The organism is Chloroflexota bacterium (genome assembly GCA_016887485.1).
Taxonomy (GTDB): Bacteria; Chloroflexota; Anaerolineae; order Anaerolineales; family Anaerolineaceae; genus Brevifilum.
In genome coordinates, this window is record CP069394.1 from 2,170,476 (window position 1) to 2,186,376 (window position 15,901).

The 15,901-nt window shown below is 54.6% G+C and carries 11 protein-coding genes; 2 read left to right on the plus strand and 9 right to left on the minus strand.

Annotated elements, in window-relative coordinates:
* Positions 1 to 3: 3 nt before the first annotated feature.
* On the minus strand, positions 4 to 2,538 hold the full coding sequence (locus JR338_09950; GenBank protein QRN82733.1) for an ATP-dependent Clp protease ATP-binding subunit: 2,535 nt from the start codon (positions 2,536 to 2,538) through the stop codon (positions 4 to 6).
* Between the two features lie 605 nt (positions 2,539 to 3,143).
* Entirely contained in the window at positions 3,144 to 4,010 is an 867-nt protein-coding gene (locus tag JR338_09955) for a metallophosphoesterase family protein (protein ID QRN82734.1), read from the minus strand.
* Between the two features lie 259 nt (positions 4,011 to 4,269).
* Here JR338_09955 and JR338_09960 point away from each other — a divergent pair, with 259 nt between their 5' ends.
* Together JR338_09960 and JR338_09965 are read left to right on the plus strand one after the other, a co-directional pair.
* Positions 4,270 to 5,595 carry an MFS transporter gene (locus JR338_09960; protein ID QRN82735.1) on the plus strand — a complete coding sequence of 442 codons (1,326 nt, stop codon included), beginning with the start codon at positions 4,270 to 4,272 and terminating at the stop codon, positions 5,593 to 5,595.
* On the plus strand, positions 5,592 to 7,025 hold the full coding sequence (locus tag JR338_09965; protein QRN82736.1) for a hypothetical protein: 1,434 nt from the start codon (positions 5,592 to 5,594) through the stop codon (positions 7,023 to 7,025). Before JR338_09960 ends, JR338_09965 begins: the two co-directional genes overlap by 4 nt.
* A gap of 578 nt (positions 7,026 to 7,603) precedes the next feature.
* Here JR338_09965 and JR338_09970 read toward each other — a convergent pair.
* From JR338_09970 to amrB, 7 genes are all read right to left on the minus strand, one after another.
* Positions 7,604 to 7,801, minus strand: a complete 198-nt coding sequence (locus tag JR338_09970; GenBank protein QRN82737.1) for a hypothetical protein — start codon at positions 7,799 to 7,801, stop codon at positions 7,604 to 7,606.
* A 321-nt stretch (positions 7,802 to 8,122) separates the two neighbouring features.
* Entirely contained in the window at positions 8,123 to 9,598 is a 1,476-nt protein-coding gene (locus JR338_09975; protein QRN82738.1) for an MFS transporter, read from the minus strand.
* A 259-nt stretch (positions 9,599 to 9,857) separates the two neighbouring features.
* Positions 9,858 to 10,364, minus strand: a complete 507-nt coding sequence (locus tag JR338_09980) for a phosphoribosyltransferase (GenBank protein QRN82739.1) — start codon at positions 10,362 to 10,364, stop codon at positions 9,858 to 9,860.
* Positions 10,365 to 10,376: 12 nt separating this feature from the next.
* Positions 10,377 to 11,261 (minus strand): hypothetical protein, encoded by an 885-nt coding sequence (locus tag JR338_09985; protein QRN82740.1) that lies wholly within the window; start codon positions 11,259 to 11,261, stop codon positions 10,377 to 10,379.
* Positions 11,262 to 11,358: 97 nt separating this feature from the next.
* Positions 11,359 to 13,875 (minus strand): primosomal protein N', encoded by a 2,517-nt coding sequence (gene priA, locus JR338_09990; protein QRN82741.1) that lies wholly within the window; start codon positions 13,873 to 13,875, stop codon positions 11,359 to 11,361.
* Positions 13,876 to 13,936: 61 nt separating this feature from the next.
* Positions 13,937 to 14,914 carry a hypothetical protein gene (locus tag JR338_09995; GenBank protein QRN82742.1) on the minus strand — a complete coding sequence of 326 codons (978 nt, stop codon included), beginning with the start codon at positions 14,912 to 14,914 and terminating at the stop codon, positions 13,937 to 13,939.
* Between the two features lie 16 nt (positions 14,915 to 14,930).
* Positions 14,931 to 15,779, minus strand: coding sequence for an AmmeMemoRadiSam system protein B (gene amrB, locus JR338_10000; protein QRN84415.1), 849 nt, complete (start codon positions 15,777 to 15,779; stop codon positions 14,931 to 14,933).
* Positions 15,780 to 15,901 lie beyond the last annotated feature (122 nt).

Sequence of the window (15,901 nt, forward strand, 5' to 3'; positions counted from 1 at the left end):
GGATTAGAGCTCCACGGTAGCTAGATCGGGTTGCTCCTGGTGATCGCCATTTTTATCGTTCTTCAGGACGATCTTCTTCACTTCTGTGCCGTCCTCCATAACGGTTTCCACATCCACCAGGATGTTCTCACCCTCTTTGAAGGTGTTGGCAAGCAAGGCATCGGAGAGTGTATCTTCCACATTTTGCTGGATCACCCGGCGAAGCGGGCGGGCACCCATCTCTGGGTTATAGCCCTCATCCGCCAGTAGGTCCAAAGCGGCTTCACTGGCCCGCAGTTGGATATTATTCTCTTCCAGACGGGAATTGACTTTATCAAGTTCGAGCTTGACGATCTTATGGATGTCTTCCTTATTCAATGAGCGGAAGATGATCACCGAATCCAGCCGGTTGATAAACTCGGGCCGGAAGGTGCGTTTGAGCGCATCGGTCAGCTTCTTGCGCATTTCCTTGTAGGATTGCGCTTCTTCCTGGGCTTCATCCACGGTCAGCGAGAAGCCGAAGTTGGATTGACGCTGGATCATATCGGCGCCCACGTTGGTGGTCATGATGATGATCGCGTTACGGAAATCCACCTTGTGGCCCCGGGCATCGGTGAGATGGCCTTCTTCCATGATCTGCAGCAACATGTTATGTGCTTCAGGATGGGCTTTTTCGATCTCATCAAAGACGACGATCGAGTAGGGGCGGCGGCGGATCGCTTCGGTGAGCTGGCCTGCTTCTTCATAGCCAACATAGCCGGGAGGAGCGCCAACCAGGCGGCTGACGCTGTGACGTTCCATGAACTCGGACATATCCAGTTGGATCAGCGCTTCTTCGCTGCCAAACATGAACTTTGCCAGGGCTTTGGTCAGTTCGGTCTTGCCGACCCCGGTGGGACCAAGGAATATGAAGGAACCAACTGGGCGGTTGGGGTCTTTCAACCCAGCTCGCGCCCGACGAATGGCCTTTGAAATGGTCTCGATGGCTTCATCCTGACCGATGATGTGGTCTCTCAGGCTGCCTTCCATATTTAGCAGGCGAGCAGATTCTTCCGTCTTGAGCTGCATCAGAGGCACACCAGTCCACATTGAGATCAGCTCGGCAATATCTTCGGAGGTAACGTGAGGGCTGTTGCTGCGATCCCAAACGGTCCGCATTTTTTCAATCTGACTTTCAAGGTCGTCAATCTGATTTTGCAGTTCTTCAACCCGGTCAAATTGTTCTTCATCTTTGGCTTCTTCAAGCGCTTTGCGGCTATCCCGCAGGGTGGTGATGATTTCTTTGGCATCAAATGAGGTTGGGCTCTTATACATCCGCACGCGGGAGGCTGATTCATCGACCAGGTCGATGGCCTTGTCGGGCAGGAACCGGTCGCTCACATAGCGAGCAGAGAGCTTGGCCGCGGATTCGAGGGCTTCATCTTCAATGGTCAGCCGGTGGTGGTCTTCATAGGCGGAGCGGATCCCATGCAGGATTTGAATGGTCTCTTCCACGGAGGGTTCTTCCACCACGATAGGCTGGAACCGGCGCTCGAGGGCGGCATCACTTTCGATGTTCTTGCGATACTCGTCCAGGGTGGTTGCACCGACCACCTGCAGCTCACCCCGTGAGAGGGCGGGCTTGAGGATGTTGGCGGCGTCCACGGAGGAACCGGCGGAACCGGCACCCACCAGCATGTGCAATTCGTCTATGAACAGGATCGCATCGGAGGATTTGAGCTCGTCAATCACCCGTTTGAGGCGTTCCTCAAATTGGCCGCGGTACATCGTGCCGGCGACCAGTGAGCCCACATCCAATTGGAGCAGGCGTTTATTTAATAATGGAGCGGGGACATCGCCTTCGACGATCCGTTGGGCCAGACCTTCCACAATAGCGGTCTTACCCACGCCGGGTTCACCGATCAGGGCGGGGTTATTCTTCGTGCGGCGGGCCAGGATCTGGATCACGCGCTCGATTTCCTTCTGGCGGCCGATCACTGGGTCCAGTTTGCCCTCTTCTGCCAGGGCGGTCAGGTCTGTGGCGAGTTGATCCACCAGCGGGGTTTTTTCTTCGTCTTTCTTTTCCGATTTCCGACGGCGTGAACCGGTCCGACCGGCAAGGGATGCCTTGGATTCGGGCTGCTGTGTCTCCCGCAGGACCCGATCGATCTGTTTGCGGATCTGTTCCGGGGTGACGCCAAGCTTGCCAAGGATGTTCATGGCTTCGCAGTTGCTCAGGCGGATCAGACCCAGCAGCAAATGCTCTGTGCCGACTTCCTGTTTGCCTTTTTGGCGAGCTTCATCATAGGCATATGGGATCACCTGTTTCATCCCGGGGGAGAGGGTGATCTGACCTGTATAATCGCCAAAGCCGATCTCTTTTTCGATAACCTCTTTGACGTTTTCTGATTCCAGTCCTAATTCTCGTAAGACACGACTGGCAACGCTGCCATCCATATCAATCAACGCAATCAGTAAATGTTCGGTGCTGATCTGGGGCTTGCGTAAGCGCTCAGCCTCCTTTTGAGCCAGGCTGAGGACTTGACGAGCTTTGGGGGTGAAATTATCAATTCCAGCCACGGCTTACCTCCTTAATTTATTTGGTATTGCCTTAAATAGTAATCTGGATTGAGTCAAGCGTGTTTTCTTGAAGTGAATCCAGGGGGAAGTTGGAGACCCAGACAACTTCAAACGATACGGAGGCCTTTACAGGCCTTTTCATTTTCTTTTCCAGGGTCTGAACTGATTCTACCAAATTTTATCCGAAAGGGTACTACCTGGAGGGCTTTATAATAGAATGTTAATAAAATCGGTGAGTAGGTGAATTGGGGATTGTATATAACGTGCCGCACAGCGCACGTGACTTTTTATTTTGTAGGGTGCGCTCCGCGGTTGAGCGCACCAAATGGCTCAATATTCCAGCTTCCCGTTGGGGCGGGTCTGCCTGCCTCCTGTGGGAGTTGTGCCCGCCCTTTTTTGGAGAGGTATCTCCACCTCATCAGTCTGCTCCGCAGACAGCTTCCCCTCAAGGATATGTAGGGTGCGCTCCGCGGTTGAGCGCACCAAATGGCTCAATAATTCCAGCTTCCAGTAGGGTGGGTCGCCGACCCACCAAAACGCAGATTAAAAGTCACGTGCGCGGCAAAGCCGCGGCACATGACCTACGAAATTGTTTGTGAATTGATTTAAAAATCCAACTTCCAGGGAAATTCTTCTCCCGCGGCCAGCCAATGCTCATCCGGGACGAAATCAATTTCCGCCAAGCTTGCCGCTTTGGCACGATTGAACGCGGATTCGATCAGGAAGTATGGCGTATCTTCACCAGTTTGGATACTTTCCCAAAAGGCCCGGCTGAAGGGATAGGCGGCTTCATAAAAGCCGGTCTCCACAAAGGACGATTTAATTGCCTCATAGTCCGGCTGGAGGGTGTGAATGGTGGGCTGCCAGGCATCGCCTTCCCATTCCAGACTGGCATAACTGATCTGGGATCTCCCCATCAGGTTATTGCTGAGCGCGCCGGCATTCACCGCCAGTTTCCCGTTCACCCGGTAGATTCCCGGCTGGTGGATATGCCCGAGGATCAGCACCTGTTCTTCGATGGCATCCAACGCTCGCTGAAGCAGATCGGGGTCGCGGTCCGGGTACATCAGCTGGCTGGTGCTCCAGGGGGTGGCATGCACCACTCGGATCGGGTCTGCGCCATTGAATTTGAGATGAAGCTGCTCGGGAAGGGTGGAGATGAAGGTCAGGTCATCTTCGGTCAGCTGGTTGAAAATAAAACGGCCCAGGTCAAACTGGCGATAGGTCCACCAGGCTTCCGGGGCTGTCCGATTGTGCATTTGCAGCATACGGATCTCGCCATTACCCAGAATGAAATGGCAGTTGAGTTCTCTCAGGCGGGTAAGGGTTTCGTGGCTTTGAGGGCCACCGACGAAATCGCCGGAGACGATGATCTCGTCCGGTGGGTCACGTAAAATTTCGCCCAGGGCAGTATTAAGGGAGGCCAGGATCCCGTGGATATCAGAAAGGATCACAATTCGATGAGAGGTCATAGGTATCAAGGGTTGATAGTGGTTGGTCTCGATAACTGTATCACGATTCACTGGTTTGTATAGCCGGTCAGTTATATATGGGCACCTTTTCATAGGGCGGGTCTCCGAGCCCGCCAATTAAAAATGGGCGACCACAGAGGGTCGCCCCTACATGTTTGTATAGTTAGGCGGGTTAACCCCGTTGACAGTGCCCCCGGATTCCTTTAGACTTTAACCAGTTTGGGTTTATCACTCACCTCCCTTGAAAGGAATGACCATCATGGAAAATCGCGCCACCCCTGCTGCGCCAAAGAAACGCCTCTCACGTCCTCTTTGGATCGCCCTGCTCATGCTGGGCTTTGCCGGCCAATTGGCCTGGGCCGTGGAAAATCAGTTTTTCAACACCTTTCTCTATAACGAGATTACACCCGACCCACGCCCAATCAGCTGGATGGTGGCAATCACAGCATTGGTTGCCACGGTGACGGCGATCCTGATGGGCGCGCTCAGTGACCGGATGCGGACCCGCTGGGGACGGCGCAAACCCTTCCTCGTGATTGGTTATATCGCCTGGGGGATCATTACGGCTCTGTTCCCCTCCTCGGCTAATTTCAGCACGGTTTCCGCTGGGGTGTTCATGGCTATTTTGCTCGATTCCCTGATGACCTTCTTCGGGTCCAGCGCCAATGATGCGGCCTTCAATGCCTATGTTGCCGATGTGACCACGGTGGAAAACCGCGGCAAGGTGACCGGTGCGTTGGAAATAATGAAATGGGTCGCCATCCTGATTGTTTACGGCGGTGCAGGGATCGTGATTGACCTGGTGGGATACCCGGTGTTCTTCTATTTCATCGGTGGGATGGTGCTGTTGGTTGGGCTGGTCTGCGCGCCGTTGATCAAAGAGGAACTGCCCGAGGAAAAACCGCAAGGTTCCTATTGGCAACACATCGTCAGCACTTTCAAGGTCAAGAACCTGCGCGAGAACCGGGACTTCTTCCTGGTGATGGCTGCGGTGGCCTTGTTTGGGCTGGGACAGAATGTCTTCTTCCCCTACTTGCTGGTTTATTTAGAGCATTATGTCCATTTGGAAGCTCTCCAATATTCAATCCTGGTGGGTGGTGCGATTCTGATAGGTGGGATTGGTGCGGCCTATCCCCTGGGCATTTTGGTGGATAAATGGGGGCGCTACCCGGTTGCCGTGCTGGCTGTGATTTTGGAGGCGGTTGGTTTGGTAGCCTTTTCGCTGACCAATAACTTCATCCTGCTGATGGTCACGGGCATTATGTGGCTGGCGCCGATGGCCGCCTGGACGATTGCCGCGCTGACCTGGAGCAAGGACCTTTTCCCCGCCGAAAGTCGGGGACTTTATGCCGGGTATTATGTGCTATTCATGGTGGCGCTGGCAATGATCCCTGGACCATTAATCGGTGGGTGGCTGGGATCAAGTTTTGGTTTGCCGATCATGCTGAATGGGCAATCGGGCTTTGTCCCCACATCCCTGATCTTCCAGGTGGCAGCGGGAATCACCCTGCTGGCACTGATCCCGCTCTTACTCACCAAACGTAAACCAGTTCAAAATGGTAAACAAGCGGAGCAAGCGGAATGACGCCAGAACGTGCAATAAACCCAGAGGGCAGCGAGAAAGTCCAAAGGGTGAATCGCTATCCCAAAGGCAATTTGTTCAAACGCTTATTCCAGATTGAACTGCGGGCTGAAGCCGTGGTCAACCTGGATGATGTGGTCGGTGAGATTGATCCCCGGATCTTCAGCCAATTTATTGAGGATATGGATACTTGTGGCCGGGCTGGGCGTGAACAAGGTGGGGATGTTGCTGAATTATTTCAGGCGCTTCAGCCAGCTATCATTCGATTCAAGGTTGGTGCGTTTGACAGCGATTCAGCTCAGGCGGAACTAAAAGCCTTTTTGTTTTATTGTGAGCGGGTTGGCGCCGCGCCATACCTGAGCCTGGACCCTGCCGCCATGACCGAGGACGAGGCTGCCAAATGGGTGAATGCCCTTGAGCCTCGTAAGGACCTGCTTTGGGGGTTGGCTGCGGGACAGCAAGACACTTCCAGTGCTGCAGCGTATGTTGAGGCGATTAAACCTTTTATTGCGGCAATGCGGGCTGCTGATCCTGAGATCCAGCTTGCAGTGGCCGGGCTGGCAATCTTGCCTGGTGACCCTGAGGACGCGGAAGCTTGGAACCGGACTGTGCTGACAGCTCTTGGCGACCAGGTGGATTATCTCGCTTTCAGCCTTTATCAGCCGGATGAAGTCGGGAGAGAAGAGGTTCTCAACGCTGAGCAGCGGCATCACAGTATGCTTTCCGCGCCGCATAGTGCGGAAGAGGTGATCCAGCGGTTGGGGGCGCTTGTTCAGGAATTGGCCCCGGAACGGGAAATTGGATTGGTGTTGGACGGGTTCAACGTCATGCCGCCCACTGGTGACCTTCATCCAGCCGCCACCTTGCAGGATGGCCTCTATATCGCCGGGATGTTGAACGTGTTTCAGCGGCAGTGTGAAGTGCTGAAGGTGGCCTGCCTTGCGCAGGGAGCGGGTCAACTGCCGTTGATCGTGAAGCCCGAAGGAAAAGCTGCTTTTGCAACCCCGCTGTATTTCCCCTATCAGCTCTACCGTAAGATGGAATCTCAACTGCTCACATTGGCCTATTGGTCGCCTGTGTTCCAGGCGCAAGCCCTGGGGGGGAATATCAGCGAGCGTAATCAGGTGCCCTTTATTGACATTACCGCCACGCGTTCACCGGAGGGCCAGCGGGTGGTTTTAGGAATCACGAACCGGAGCCCATTGCGGAAGGCGAAGGTGATGGTTAACCTCAAAGGGGAAGGGAATCGAAAATTCCGGGTGGCGGAGGCCCGGTTGATGCGAGGGCTGGATGTCCTGGCGGCTAATACAGTTGATGCACCGGAGCAGGTGTCTGCCCGACCGACCCGAGCACCCAAGCTGCGGTTTGCCTGGCTGGACATAGATTTACCGCCCGCCTCGTTGATGGTGGTGGTGTTGGAGAAGAAGGGATAAAAAGGCGTCACGCTGGAAGCGTGACCTACAAATTTCAAGAATTATATACATCGGGGCGGCTCTCTCTGGCCGCCCTTCATTTTTGTCACTTGCCGTCCAGCGCACATGACCTACAGGAGTTGGACCAAAACTGTTCTTGGCTCCCTTCTCCTTCATTGATGGGAAGGGCCGGGGATGGGGTGGAAATGGTGCGCTCAATGGCGGAGCGCACCCTACGTTCTTATGAAGGTCACGTATGGTGGCCACAACCACATAAGTGGCATATTCAGTAACTTGGGAAGAAATACGCTCCATTTGACCCATCATTACACTTATTCATTTTAGGGAGGGTGAAAAGGTTATTTTAACCGGTAAAATGACCTGATATCTCCATTATCTTGTCAATTTCCAAGGCGATTAACACAAAAAACGACTTGTTTTGTCTCTGGACCATATTTATTTGTGTAAACCGTGACTGAATACTTACCAGACTGAACCTTAATAATGGCGGTATCTGCTGAGGTGATATTTCCAACAAGAATACCTTTGTTGCCAACCATAATTTCCCCAGACACACATAAAGCATATTCAAGATCATTTTAATTTGTTTTAACAGTCACGTCAATTAATTGATCGTTTGCTGTCACAACAACAACACCATGCGATCCGAACACAATGGTCTCATCACCGGTTTTCCATTGTGGGTAAGCCTCTTTATTTTCATTGTCCAATAGTGCCACTTGGAAATATGATGAATTTATTTTTCCATGAAACAGAATTCTGTCATCATCATTCATTTCATTCTCCTCATTTTATTATTACATTAAATTTATCCCCATCTACTATATTAAATTTACTATAAAATTGCGCTAAAGTCCCCCTGAATCCACTGTTCTTTAATTGGTACTATCTGTACAAATGCCCTTCCCCTTCATTGAGGGGAAGGGCCGGGGATGGGGTGGAAATGGTGCGCTCAATGGTGGAGCGCACCCTACTTAATGGCGCATTGTGTGAAATGTGGTTCATATTGTCACGTGCGCTTCGCGGCTCGTAACCTACTTAATCAAAAAAGAGACGCCCAATTGGGCGTCTCTTTGCTATTGGATGATTATCGGCATTTATTCCGGTTCCACGCTGGCAGCGCCAACAGGAGGCTCCCCAGTTCCCTTGGGCTGGTCCTTGACACCGAACAGCGCCAGGGTGGAAATCAGGAAGAGCAGGCCGAAGATCCCCATCAGTACGGTAAATCCCACGCCGTCGCCAATCGGGCCGCCGATATAAGCGCCTATAGCGCCCGCACCCGCTCCGGCCAGGTTTTGAATACCGAGGTAACGTCCGGCTTCATTCTTGGGTACCATCGAAGTGCCCAGTGCCCAGCTGGCGGAATAAAAGATGCCGATGGCGACACCGACCATCAAGCCACCGATGTAGAGCATGGTCATGCTGACCGAGGCAATTACCACGACTGTCCCAACAGTGGCGATGACGCCGCTGAGTGCGCAAAGCAGTTTTCGTCCAAATTTATCCGTCAACCAGCCGGCGGGGATGCTGGAGATCAGAATCGCGATTCCCACAAACATGACCAATTTGGCTGTTGGGCCGGCAGCGGAAGCTCCTTGCAGTTCGGGGAAGCGTTCCTGTAGGAAGTAAAGCACAAATGAAGCCAGGTTGGTGGAGCCGACCAGGAAGGCCAGGCGGTTGATCACCCACCAGGTGAAGGATTTCTTATCCGTAGTGCTCTTTTCACCACCACCCAGGCTGATGCGAACGCTGGTCCAGACGCCCAGGATGACGGCAATCGCCATACCCACCACGCCCATCGCAGCGGTGACGATCAGAGCCGTTGTGTCCGGCAGATCAACCGCCAGGCCGTTGACGAACTGCACCAGTTCACCCGATCCGAGGATGATGATGGTGAACACCGCGGTCATTGCCACCAGACGCAGGATGGGTTTCCAATCCATCTTCTCAGGCGGCTGTTTAATTGGCTTTTCGGGCACCAGCATCGTGATCAGGGTGCAGGCGAGTACGACACCGCTCAATACCAGCAAGGCTCCCCAAATATTGCCGGCTTCAACCATCTTGGTGATGACAAAGGAGACAAAGATCAAAGGTGCAGGGAGTTCAAAGAAGGCTTTAATTCCGGAGAAGATCCCGTGTTTGCTTTCGGGGATCAGGTCGGGGATCAGGCCTTGGGCCGCCGCGTGACCCGTGTTGGAGGAGAGCATCGAGAGGATATAGGTCCCAAACAGGACCCAATAGCCTGTTGGCCCTTCCAGGGTGGCGGCGATCACGCCGATTCCAAGGAAGACCAGCACTTCGGTCACGCCGCCAATCAGAATGAAAGGCCGCCTTCGGCCCATCCGGGAGGTGCTGCGGTCCGAAAGGATGCCGATCAGGCCCTGCATAAGTACAGCAATCATCAAGGCCCATAAGCGCAAATTACCATAAGCCGCGCCCTTAACCTCATCACCCATAAAAGCCTGCACCAGCAATGGCAGAATCAGGGGCGTGAGGGTTTGTGACCGGGCGGTCAGTGCGAAGTAGAAGATGTTGACGGTTATATAGTCGTACCAGCGGATCTTACGTTCCATGGGCTTTCCTCCAGGCGATCATTTGCGATCAGTTGAATATCATTATAGCTATAAAAGTTAACCCAAAAGGGGTTGAAAGGACACAATTCAGTCCAGCAACAGGATACTGTAGATATCCAGATTGAGTGTTAGGTTCTCACCTTCCAACTCAAAGATTTCATCCTCATGCGCTCTGGCAGCAAAATCCCTGCCCGGTCAGAAACCGTGGCAGGGGAATTCGCATTGTTTTCATCAATAAGTTGTGTCCATCAGAATGGGCCTACAGGTCATGCAGCAGGGAACCTTTGGGGTCGCGGTCCATCTCCCAGGGATAAACAATGTAGGCATCGGTGATGGCGGCAAAGTAATCCGGCCGGTTGGTCCCAAAGAGGTTGCGATAGGGGTTGAAGTGCAGCACACAGGTATAGGGGAAGCCGCCCGCCGCTGCCACCCGGTTTTTCACCGAGGTGATTGTCCGACCCGAGCCCCAGACATCATCCACAATCAGGATTCTTTCACCATCCACCAGATCATCTTCCGGGAACATCAGGAAATTGGGCCAGGCCAGCAGGCGGGGGCGTTCCATCTCGGTCAATTCCGAGGGGAAATCCACGGCTGCGATCAGGATCTTTTGAATGTTCATCGCTTCGGCCAAAAGCCCGCCGGGGACGATCCCGCCGCGGGAGATCATAATCATGCCATCGAAGGTTAATTCAAATTGGGGAAGGAGATGATCGATGATTTGATCAACATCATTCCAGGTGAGCACTTCTTGTCGTTGAACCATTTCGTTTATTCCTTATTTACGTACCGTTCCGAGTACCTGAGCCAGGATCGCAGGCGGTTGGGATTTGTTTTTATCATCTCCTGCACGGGCTTCGGCGACATTGCTGGCCCATTGATAAAGGGCGGTGGCATAGCAGGCTCGGGAGAAGCTGCTGAACATGATGCCGATGATGGTCAAGGCCCAGGCGATCAGCATGGCGATTCCGGCGGCAAGTATTCGCTGCCAGGGATCGGCGGAAGCCGGATCAGAGATCTTTAATCCGACCACAAAGCCGAGGACAATCCCCCCGGCAATCAGTAACACCTCGACCAGGCCGGCAGCAAACCGTACCGCAACCAGATCCTCGCGGAAACGCATTAAATTCTCGCTGACGATCTGGCGGAGCCGCTCCAGCGTGCCCTGGAAGGAGGTCCCTTCCACAGCGGTGATGGGCAGGGCCAGGGTTCGGGCTGCCAGCCAGCGGTTTTTCTCATCCGGAACTGCATCCGGCTTGCAGAACAGGTTCTTGAGGCTATTCCCCAGCGAAAGCAATGGCAGGGTGAGTGCCAACAGGATAACTGTACCGGTTTGTGAACTGAGGTATTTGAGAGTGGAAGGTTCTTCTGCGGGTTCGTCTGAATCGAGGGTGGCAAAGGTGCGGGAGGTGAGCAGGGAGGTGATTTCGCCCCAAAGCATCAGGTCCACCAGGGCTAAAGCTGCTAATGTCCCGATCAGGATCAGCCCAAGCGGTCTCAGCCCGATCAGGCCAACCACAGCACCGATCGGCAGGAACCAGAAGAACAGGATCACCAAGCCGCCCAAACCGAGTATAAACCAGGGCTCCTGTAATTTGACCTTCTTGAGGGCCAGCGATAAACTGGCGCCGATGAACCGGAAACCGTTCTTGATTGCTTGCACGGGATTTTTCCTGTTGAGTTCTGTTTAATAGGTTGGTTCTATTATAACGTGAGGCGGCTTGTTATGTGTCCCGCCAGGGTTGAAATTTGGATGGATGTCAGAGCAGGCTGGATGGGTCCACTTCGATCATCCAGTCCGTCAGGGGGCGGTTACGGAGCAGGCTGGTGGGGTCCTGCCCCTTCAGAATGATCTGCCAGCGGTAGCGTCCGTAGAGCCGGGTGAAGAAGCAAGGTACAGGTCCGATCATCTCGATCCGGCTGTTCTCCTGACGGATCCACTCTCGCAGCTTGGCGGCCAGGGCTTCCGCGGTGCTTTCCGCCCTGCGAGGGTCCGTGTTTTGATATTCCAGCTTGACCAAACGGCTGAAGGGTGGGTATTGGGTTTCCCTTCGGAAGGCCAGCTCTTTTTGATAGAAGCCGGCAAAGTCATGCTGGGCTGCTGCCTGGATGGCGTAGTTATTCGGCTCATAGGTTTGCAGCACAACCTGCCCGCCCAGGGGGCTGCGACCGGCTCGTCCCGCCACCTGGGTCAGCAACTGGAAGGTGCGCTCACCCGACCGGTAGTCCGGCAGGTTCAGGCCTACCTCGGCCAGGATCACGCCGACCAGCGTCACCAATGGCAGGTCCAATCCCTTCGCCAGCATCTGTGTGCCGATCAGAATGTCGGCCTTGTGGTTGGTGAAGAGGTTGAGGATCACTTCATGAGCGCCTTTTTTACGGGTGGTCTCTGCATCCCAGCGCAGTGTACGGGCTTGGGGAAATTGTTCCCGCACCATCTGTTCCACTTTTTCAGTCCCCGTGCCCAACTGGCGGATTTGGTTGCTGCCGCACTCCGGACAGGTCTTGGGCATCTTGCGTTGATACCCACAGGTATGGCAGATCAACTGGTCGCCATGGCTGTGATAGGTGAGTGGTTTGTCATCCCGTGGGCATTTGACCACATAACCGCAGTTGCGGCAGAAGACATAAGTGGCGGTTCCCCGGCGGTTGAGGAACAGGATCGCCTGCTGGTGGGTTGCCAGGACGTGTTCGATCCCGCTTTTCAGCTCACGGCTGAAGATGCTGCGATTTCCTGCAACCAGCTCCTGGCGCATATCCACAATGGAGACCTTTGGCAGTCCCAGGTCGGCCGTCTCGCCCTCGCCCGTGAGTTTAGGCAGCTCAATCCCCAGCCGTTGGGCGTGATGAGCAATGGCTTCCCGGTGGGCGAGGATCCGGTGGGGCAGTTCGATCAGCGACCAGTTACCGCTGGCTGCCTGGAAATATTGGGTCACACGGGGGGTGGCGGAACCCAACAGGATCGCAGTCTGGGTTAGCCTGGCAGCGGCCACGGCGGTCGGCACGGCGTGGTAATAGGGCAGAAAATCCGACTGGTCATAGGATTCGTGATGGCATTCATCCACCACGATCAAACCCAGGTTTTCCAGCGGCATGAACAGTGCGCTGCGCGGGCCGACGATCACTGAAAGATCGCCATCACGCACACGCCGCCAGGTGTCGTAGCGTTCCCCTTCGGAAAGCTGTGAATGGATCACACCGACCTGGTCGGGGAAGCGCGAGAGGAAGCGCTTGATGGTCTGAGGGGTGAGGGAAATCTCCGGTACGAGGATCAGGGCAGTTTTCCCGGCTTCGAGCGTTTCTCGTACGGCACGCAGGTAAAGTTCCGTCTTGCCGGAACCGGTCACGCCGTGCAGCAGGAAGGGGGCTGGGGTTTGTTCTTGTTGGGATTTCTGCAGTCCCTTAAGGATCTGATCCCAGGCCAGAGTCTGGTCATGGGTCAGTTCGGGGGCTTTTTCGGGGACGTAAACGGTGTCCTCCAGGGGGTCCCGCATGACCTCGGCCTGGCGCAGGGTGATGAGCCCCGCTTCCGAGAGCATTTTTAGGTCGCCATTGTTTGCACCGGTCTGGGCGAATATCCAGCTGGGTTCCACCAGTCCAGCTTCCCCGGAGAGGAAGCGCAGGACATGCAGTCGGCGTTCATGAACTTTAGCAACCTTGCTGAGCGGGGCCGGTAGGGTTTCGATGTTCTCAGGGGGAATGTTTAGCGCTACCTTGCGGACTGTCTTAGGCCGCACCCGGGTAGGTGGCAGCACCGCGTGGGTGTGGACGATGCCTTTCCTGGCCAGTTTGCGCACCACACCACGCCATTCGACATGCCGCAGAGAGGCGTTTAATTGGCGGCCGCGCAGTTCACCGCGTTCCTGCAGCAGGTTGACGATTCGTTTTTCCAAAGTTGAAAGGTCTGCTTCATCTATCGCCAGATCTGGGTTCAGCCGCACCAAAGTGTCGGTGCGCTGGCTCAGCCCGGTGGGCAGCATCAGGTTGATGCAGGCGCCCAGCGGGGAGAGCGTTTCCTCCGCCATCCATTCCGCCAGGGCGATCTGGGCAGGGGTGAGGGCCGGCTTTTCATCCACCAGATCCTCAATATCCTTGAGCTTTGCAACATCGGGCTGTTCCACACGCCGTAATACTACACCCTGAGCACGCTGTTTACCAAAAGGCACAATCACCAGCGAACCGGGCCGGACAGATCCTTGCAGGTCTTCAGGCAGGTTGTAATGGTAGGTATCGGAAATTTGCGGGAGGTTGATTGCTACTTCAACAAAGGAAGCCATAGCATGATTTTACCTTGAAAGCCATCCGGCACAGGCTCCCGTGAGGCGCACAGAATTGAGTTTAGTTGCCTTCGATGATGATCAGGGTCTGGCTGCTGTAGGCATATAACCCGGCCGGAATATCCACGCCATCGAGGATGTGATCGGTCAGGGCTTCGGCAAACGCGCTTTGATCAATCAGGCGGTCGTAATCGTCAATTTCAAAGAAGGGTTGGTAACGGGCAGCCAAATAGCTGACCCGGCTCATATCGAGTTTGACCTGCGGCCAGTCATCCTGCGGGAAGAGGATTGGATGGTCGGCCAGCAGGATAATTTCATCCGGCAGGGAGGGCAAAAGGGCCTGCAGCTCCTTGAGGAAGTACAAGGGGTAGCTTTCGTCGCTATATTCATAAGCCCGGTTCGCATCCCGATGGGTGACATAAGGGGCGAAACTTTGCCACGATTCGCGCACCTGTACCTGAATATAAGCTGACCCACCGGCGGGGATATCTTCGATAGCGACATCCTTGCCAGGGGTGCCGCCCAAAACAAGCTGCATTTGGATCATATCACCGTTGAATTCATGGGCAACATTGAGATAATAGACCGTGATGTCCTCGCCAAGGAATTCCAGGTTCCTGTGATAGATCGCCCTGTCCAGCAACTGGAAGCTCATGAAAGCCCAGAGATCGTTGACCTCGTCAAACTGGTTATAGTCGATCTGAGTGACGTGGATATAAGACCAATCCACGGTTTTCCCGTTGATATCCCGATAGGGGAAAAGCACCGCAGGCCGATCAGGCACCGGACTGGGTTCCGGCGTGGGGGTGAGGGTGTTAAAGGGGGTGGCGGTGATGGTTGGTGTAAGTGAAGGCTGCGGGGTGATCGTGAAGGCCGGCGTGGAGGTCTGGGTGGGGGTTGGCGTGTTGGTGATGGTGGCGGTGGGCGTGCTGGAAGCCTCAAGGGACGCCCTGGCAGACCCATTGCAACCGGTCAGACCTGCCAGAATGAGGGCAAAGAGCAGCAGGAGCAACCGTTGAGTGGGTGTTTTGAAGGTCATGGGCGGATAATTGGCCTCAGATGGGACGGGTGATGGCGGCCGCACCGTATCCGACTACGGAGGAGCGGTCACCGGTGATGGCGCCGGAGGTGTTGTAATCCAGCAGGGTCACCTGGTTTGCACCCCATTGTTCAGTGGCCCAAAGTACGGCAGCGATGGGTGAAAGCCCGCAGGCCTGACCTAACCCCCGATTGTTTAGGTCAAACAGGGCGTCAGGTGAGAATTTCGCCAGGGTTTTCATGAAGCGGCCATCCAGTTGGTTGGCCTGGGCTTCCGGGTAGAAGTGGGAGAGGTCGCTGCTGGCAACCAGCAGAGTTGTGTCGGGGTCCAGCGCCTCAGCCAGGGCCAAGCCCAGGTCATGGGCGACCTGGCGGGATTGGTCGCGGATCATGATCGGAATGAGGTCATATTCCCCGGCAAGGGTCCTTTGAAGGAAGGGCAGCTCAATTTCAAGGGAATGTTCCCGGTCTTTGACGACCGTTGAGATGTTGAGGCCCGTTTTGGCAATGAAGGCTGAATCTACGGCTGCCACGAGGTCCTTATTGATCGGCAGGATGCCGAGGGGTGTTTCGTAGGCACTGTGGGCGCTGGTCAGCACGGGATGGGAATCAAAGGGGTGCAGCGGGGAGAGGACGGCCACATGGTCATAATGGCGGCCCATGACTGTCTTGAAGGCATAGGCCGCAACCGGCCCGGAATAGATATGGCCGGCATGGGGCGCGACCAGCCCCACCACCTCACCAGGCAGAGTTTGCGGCTCCGCAGCCCTCAGGTAGGCATCAATTGTCATAGCCAGTTCCTGAGGATCGCTGCTGTACCATGAACCCGCAATGGGTGAAGGACGGACAGAATCTATGTTTTTCATCATGATTAATTCTAGCATATCAACCGGTTTAGGAATATTAGAATCGTTATCTGGCTTTTGATATAAACCGTCTGAAGTGATGGATAGACCGTACATCCGGCTTTGAAGCCTGGTATATCTAT

What these genes read in the sequence shown, in the direction of transcription:
- JR338_09965 (QRN82736.1), top strand. Translation starts at nt 5,592, where the DNA reads ATGACGCCAGAACGTGCAATAAACCCAGAGGGCAGCGAGAAAGTCCAA.
- JR338_09975 (QRN82738.1), bottom strand. Translation starts at nt 9,598, where the DNA reads ATGGAACGTAAGATCCGCTGGTACGACTATATAACCGTCAACATCTTC.
- JR338_09980 (QRN82739.1), bottom strand. Translation starts at nt 10,364, where the DNA reads ATGGTTCAACGACAAGAAGTGCTCACCTGGAATGATGTTGATCAAATC.
- JR338_09970 (QRN82737.1), bottom strand. Translation starts at nt 7,801, where the DNA reads ATGAATGATGATGACAGAATTCTGTTTCATGGAAAAATAAATTCATCA.
- JR338_09995 (QRN82742.1), bottom strand. Translation starts at nt 14,914, where the DNA reads ATGACCTTCAAAACACCCACTCAACGGTTGCTCCTGCTGCTCTTTGCC.
- JR338_09955 (QRN82734.1), bottom strand. Translation starts at nt 4,010, where the DNA reads ATGACCTCTCATCGAATTGTGATCCTTTCTGATATCCACGGGATCCTG.
- amrB (QRN84415.1), bottom strand. Translation starts at nt 15,779, where the DNA reads ATGAAAAACATAGATTCTGTCCGTCCTTCACCCATTGCGGGTTCATGG.
- JR338_09960 (QRN82735.1), top strand. Translation starts at nt 4,270, where the DNA reads ATGGAAAATCGCGCCACCCCTGCTGCGCCAAAGAAACGCCTCTCACGT.
- priA (QRN82741.1), bottom strand. Translation starts at nt 13,875, where the DNA reads ATGGCTTCCTTTGTTGAAGTAGCAATCAACCTCCCGCAAATTTCCGAT.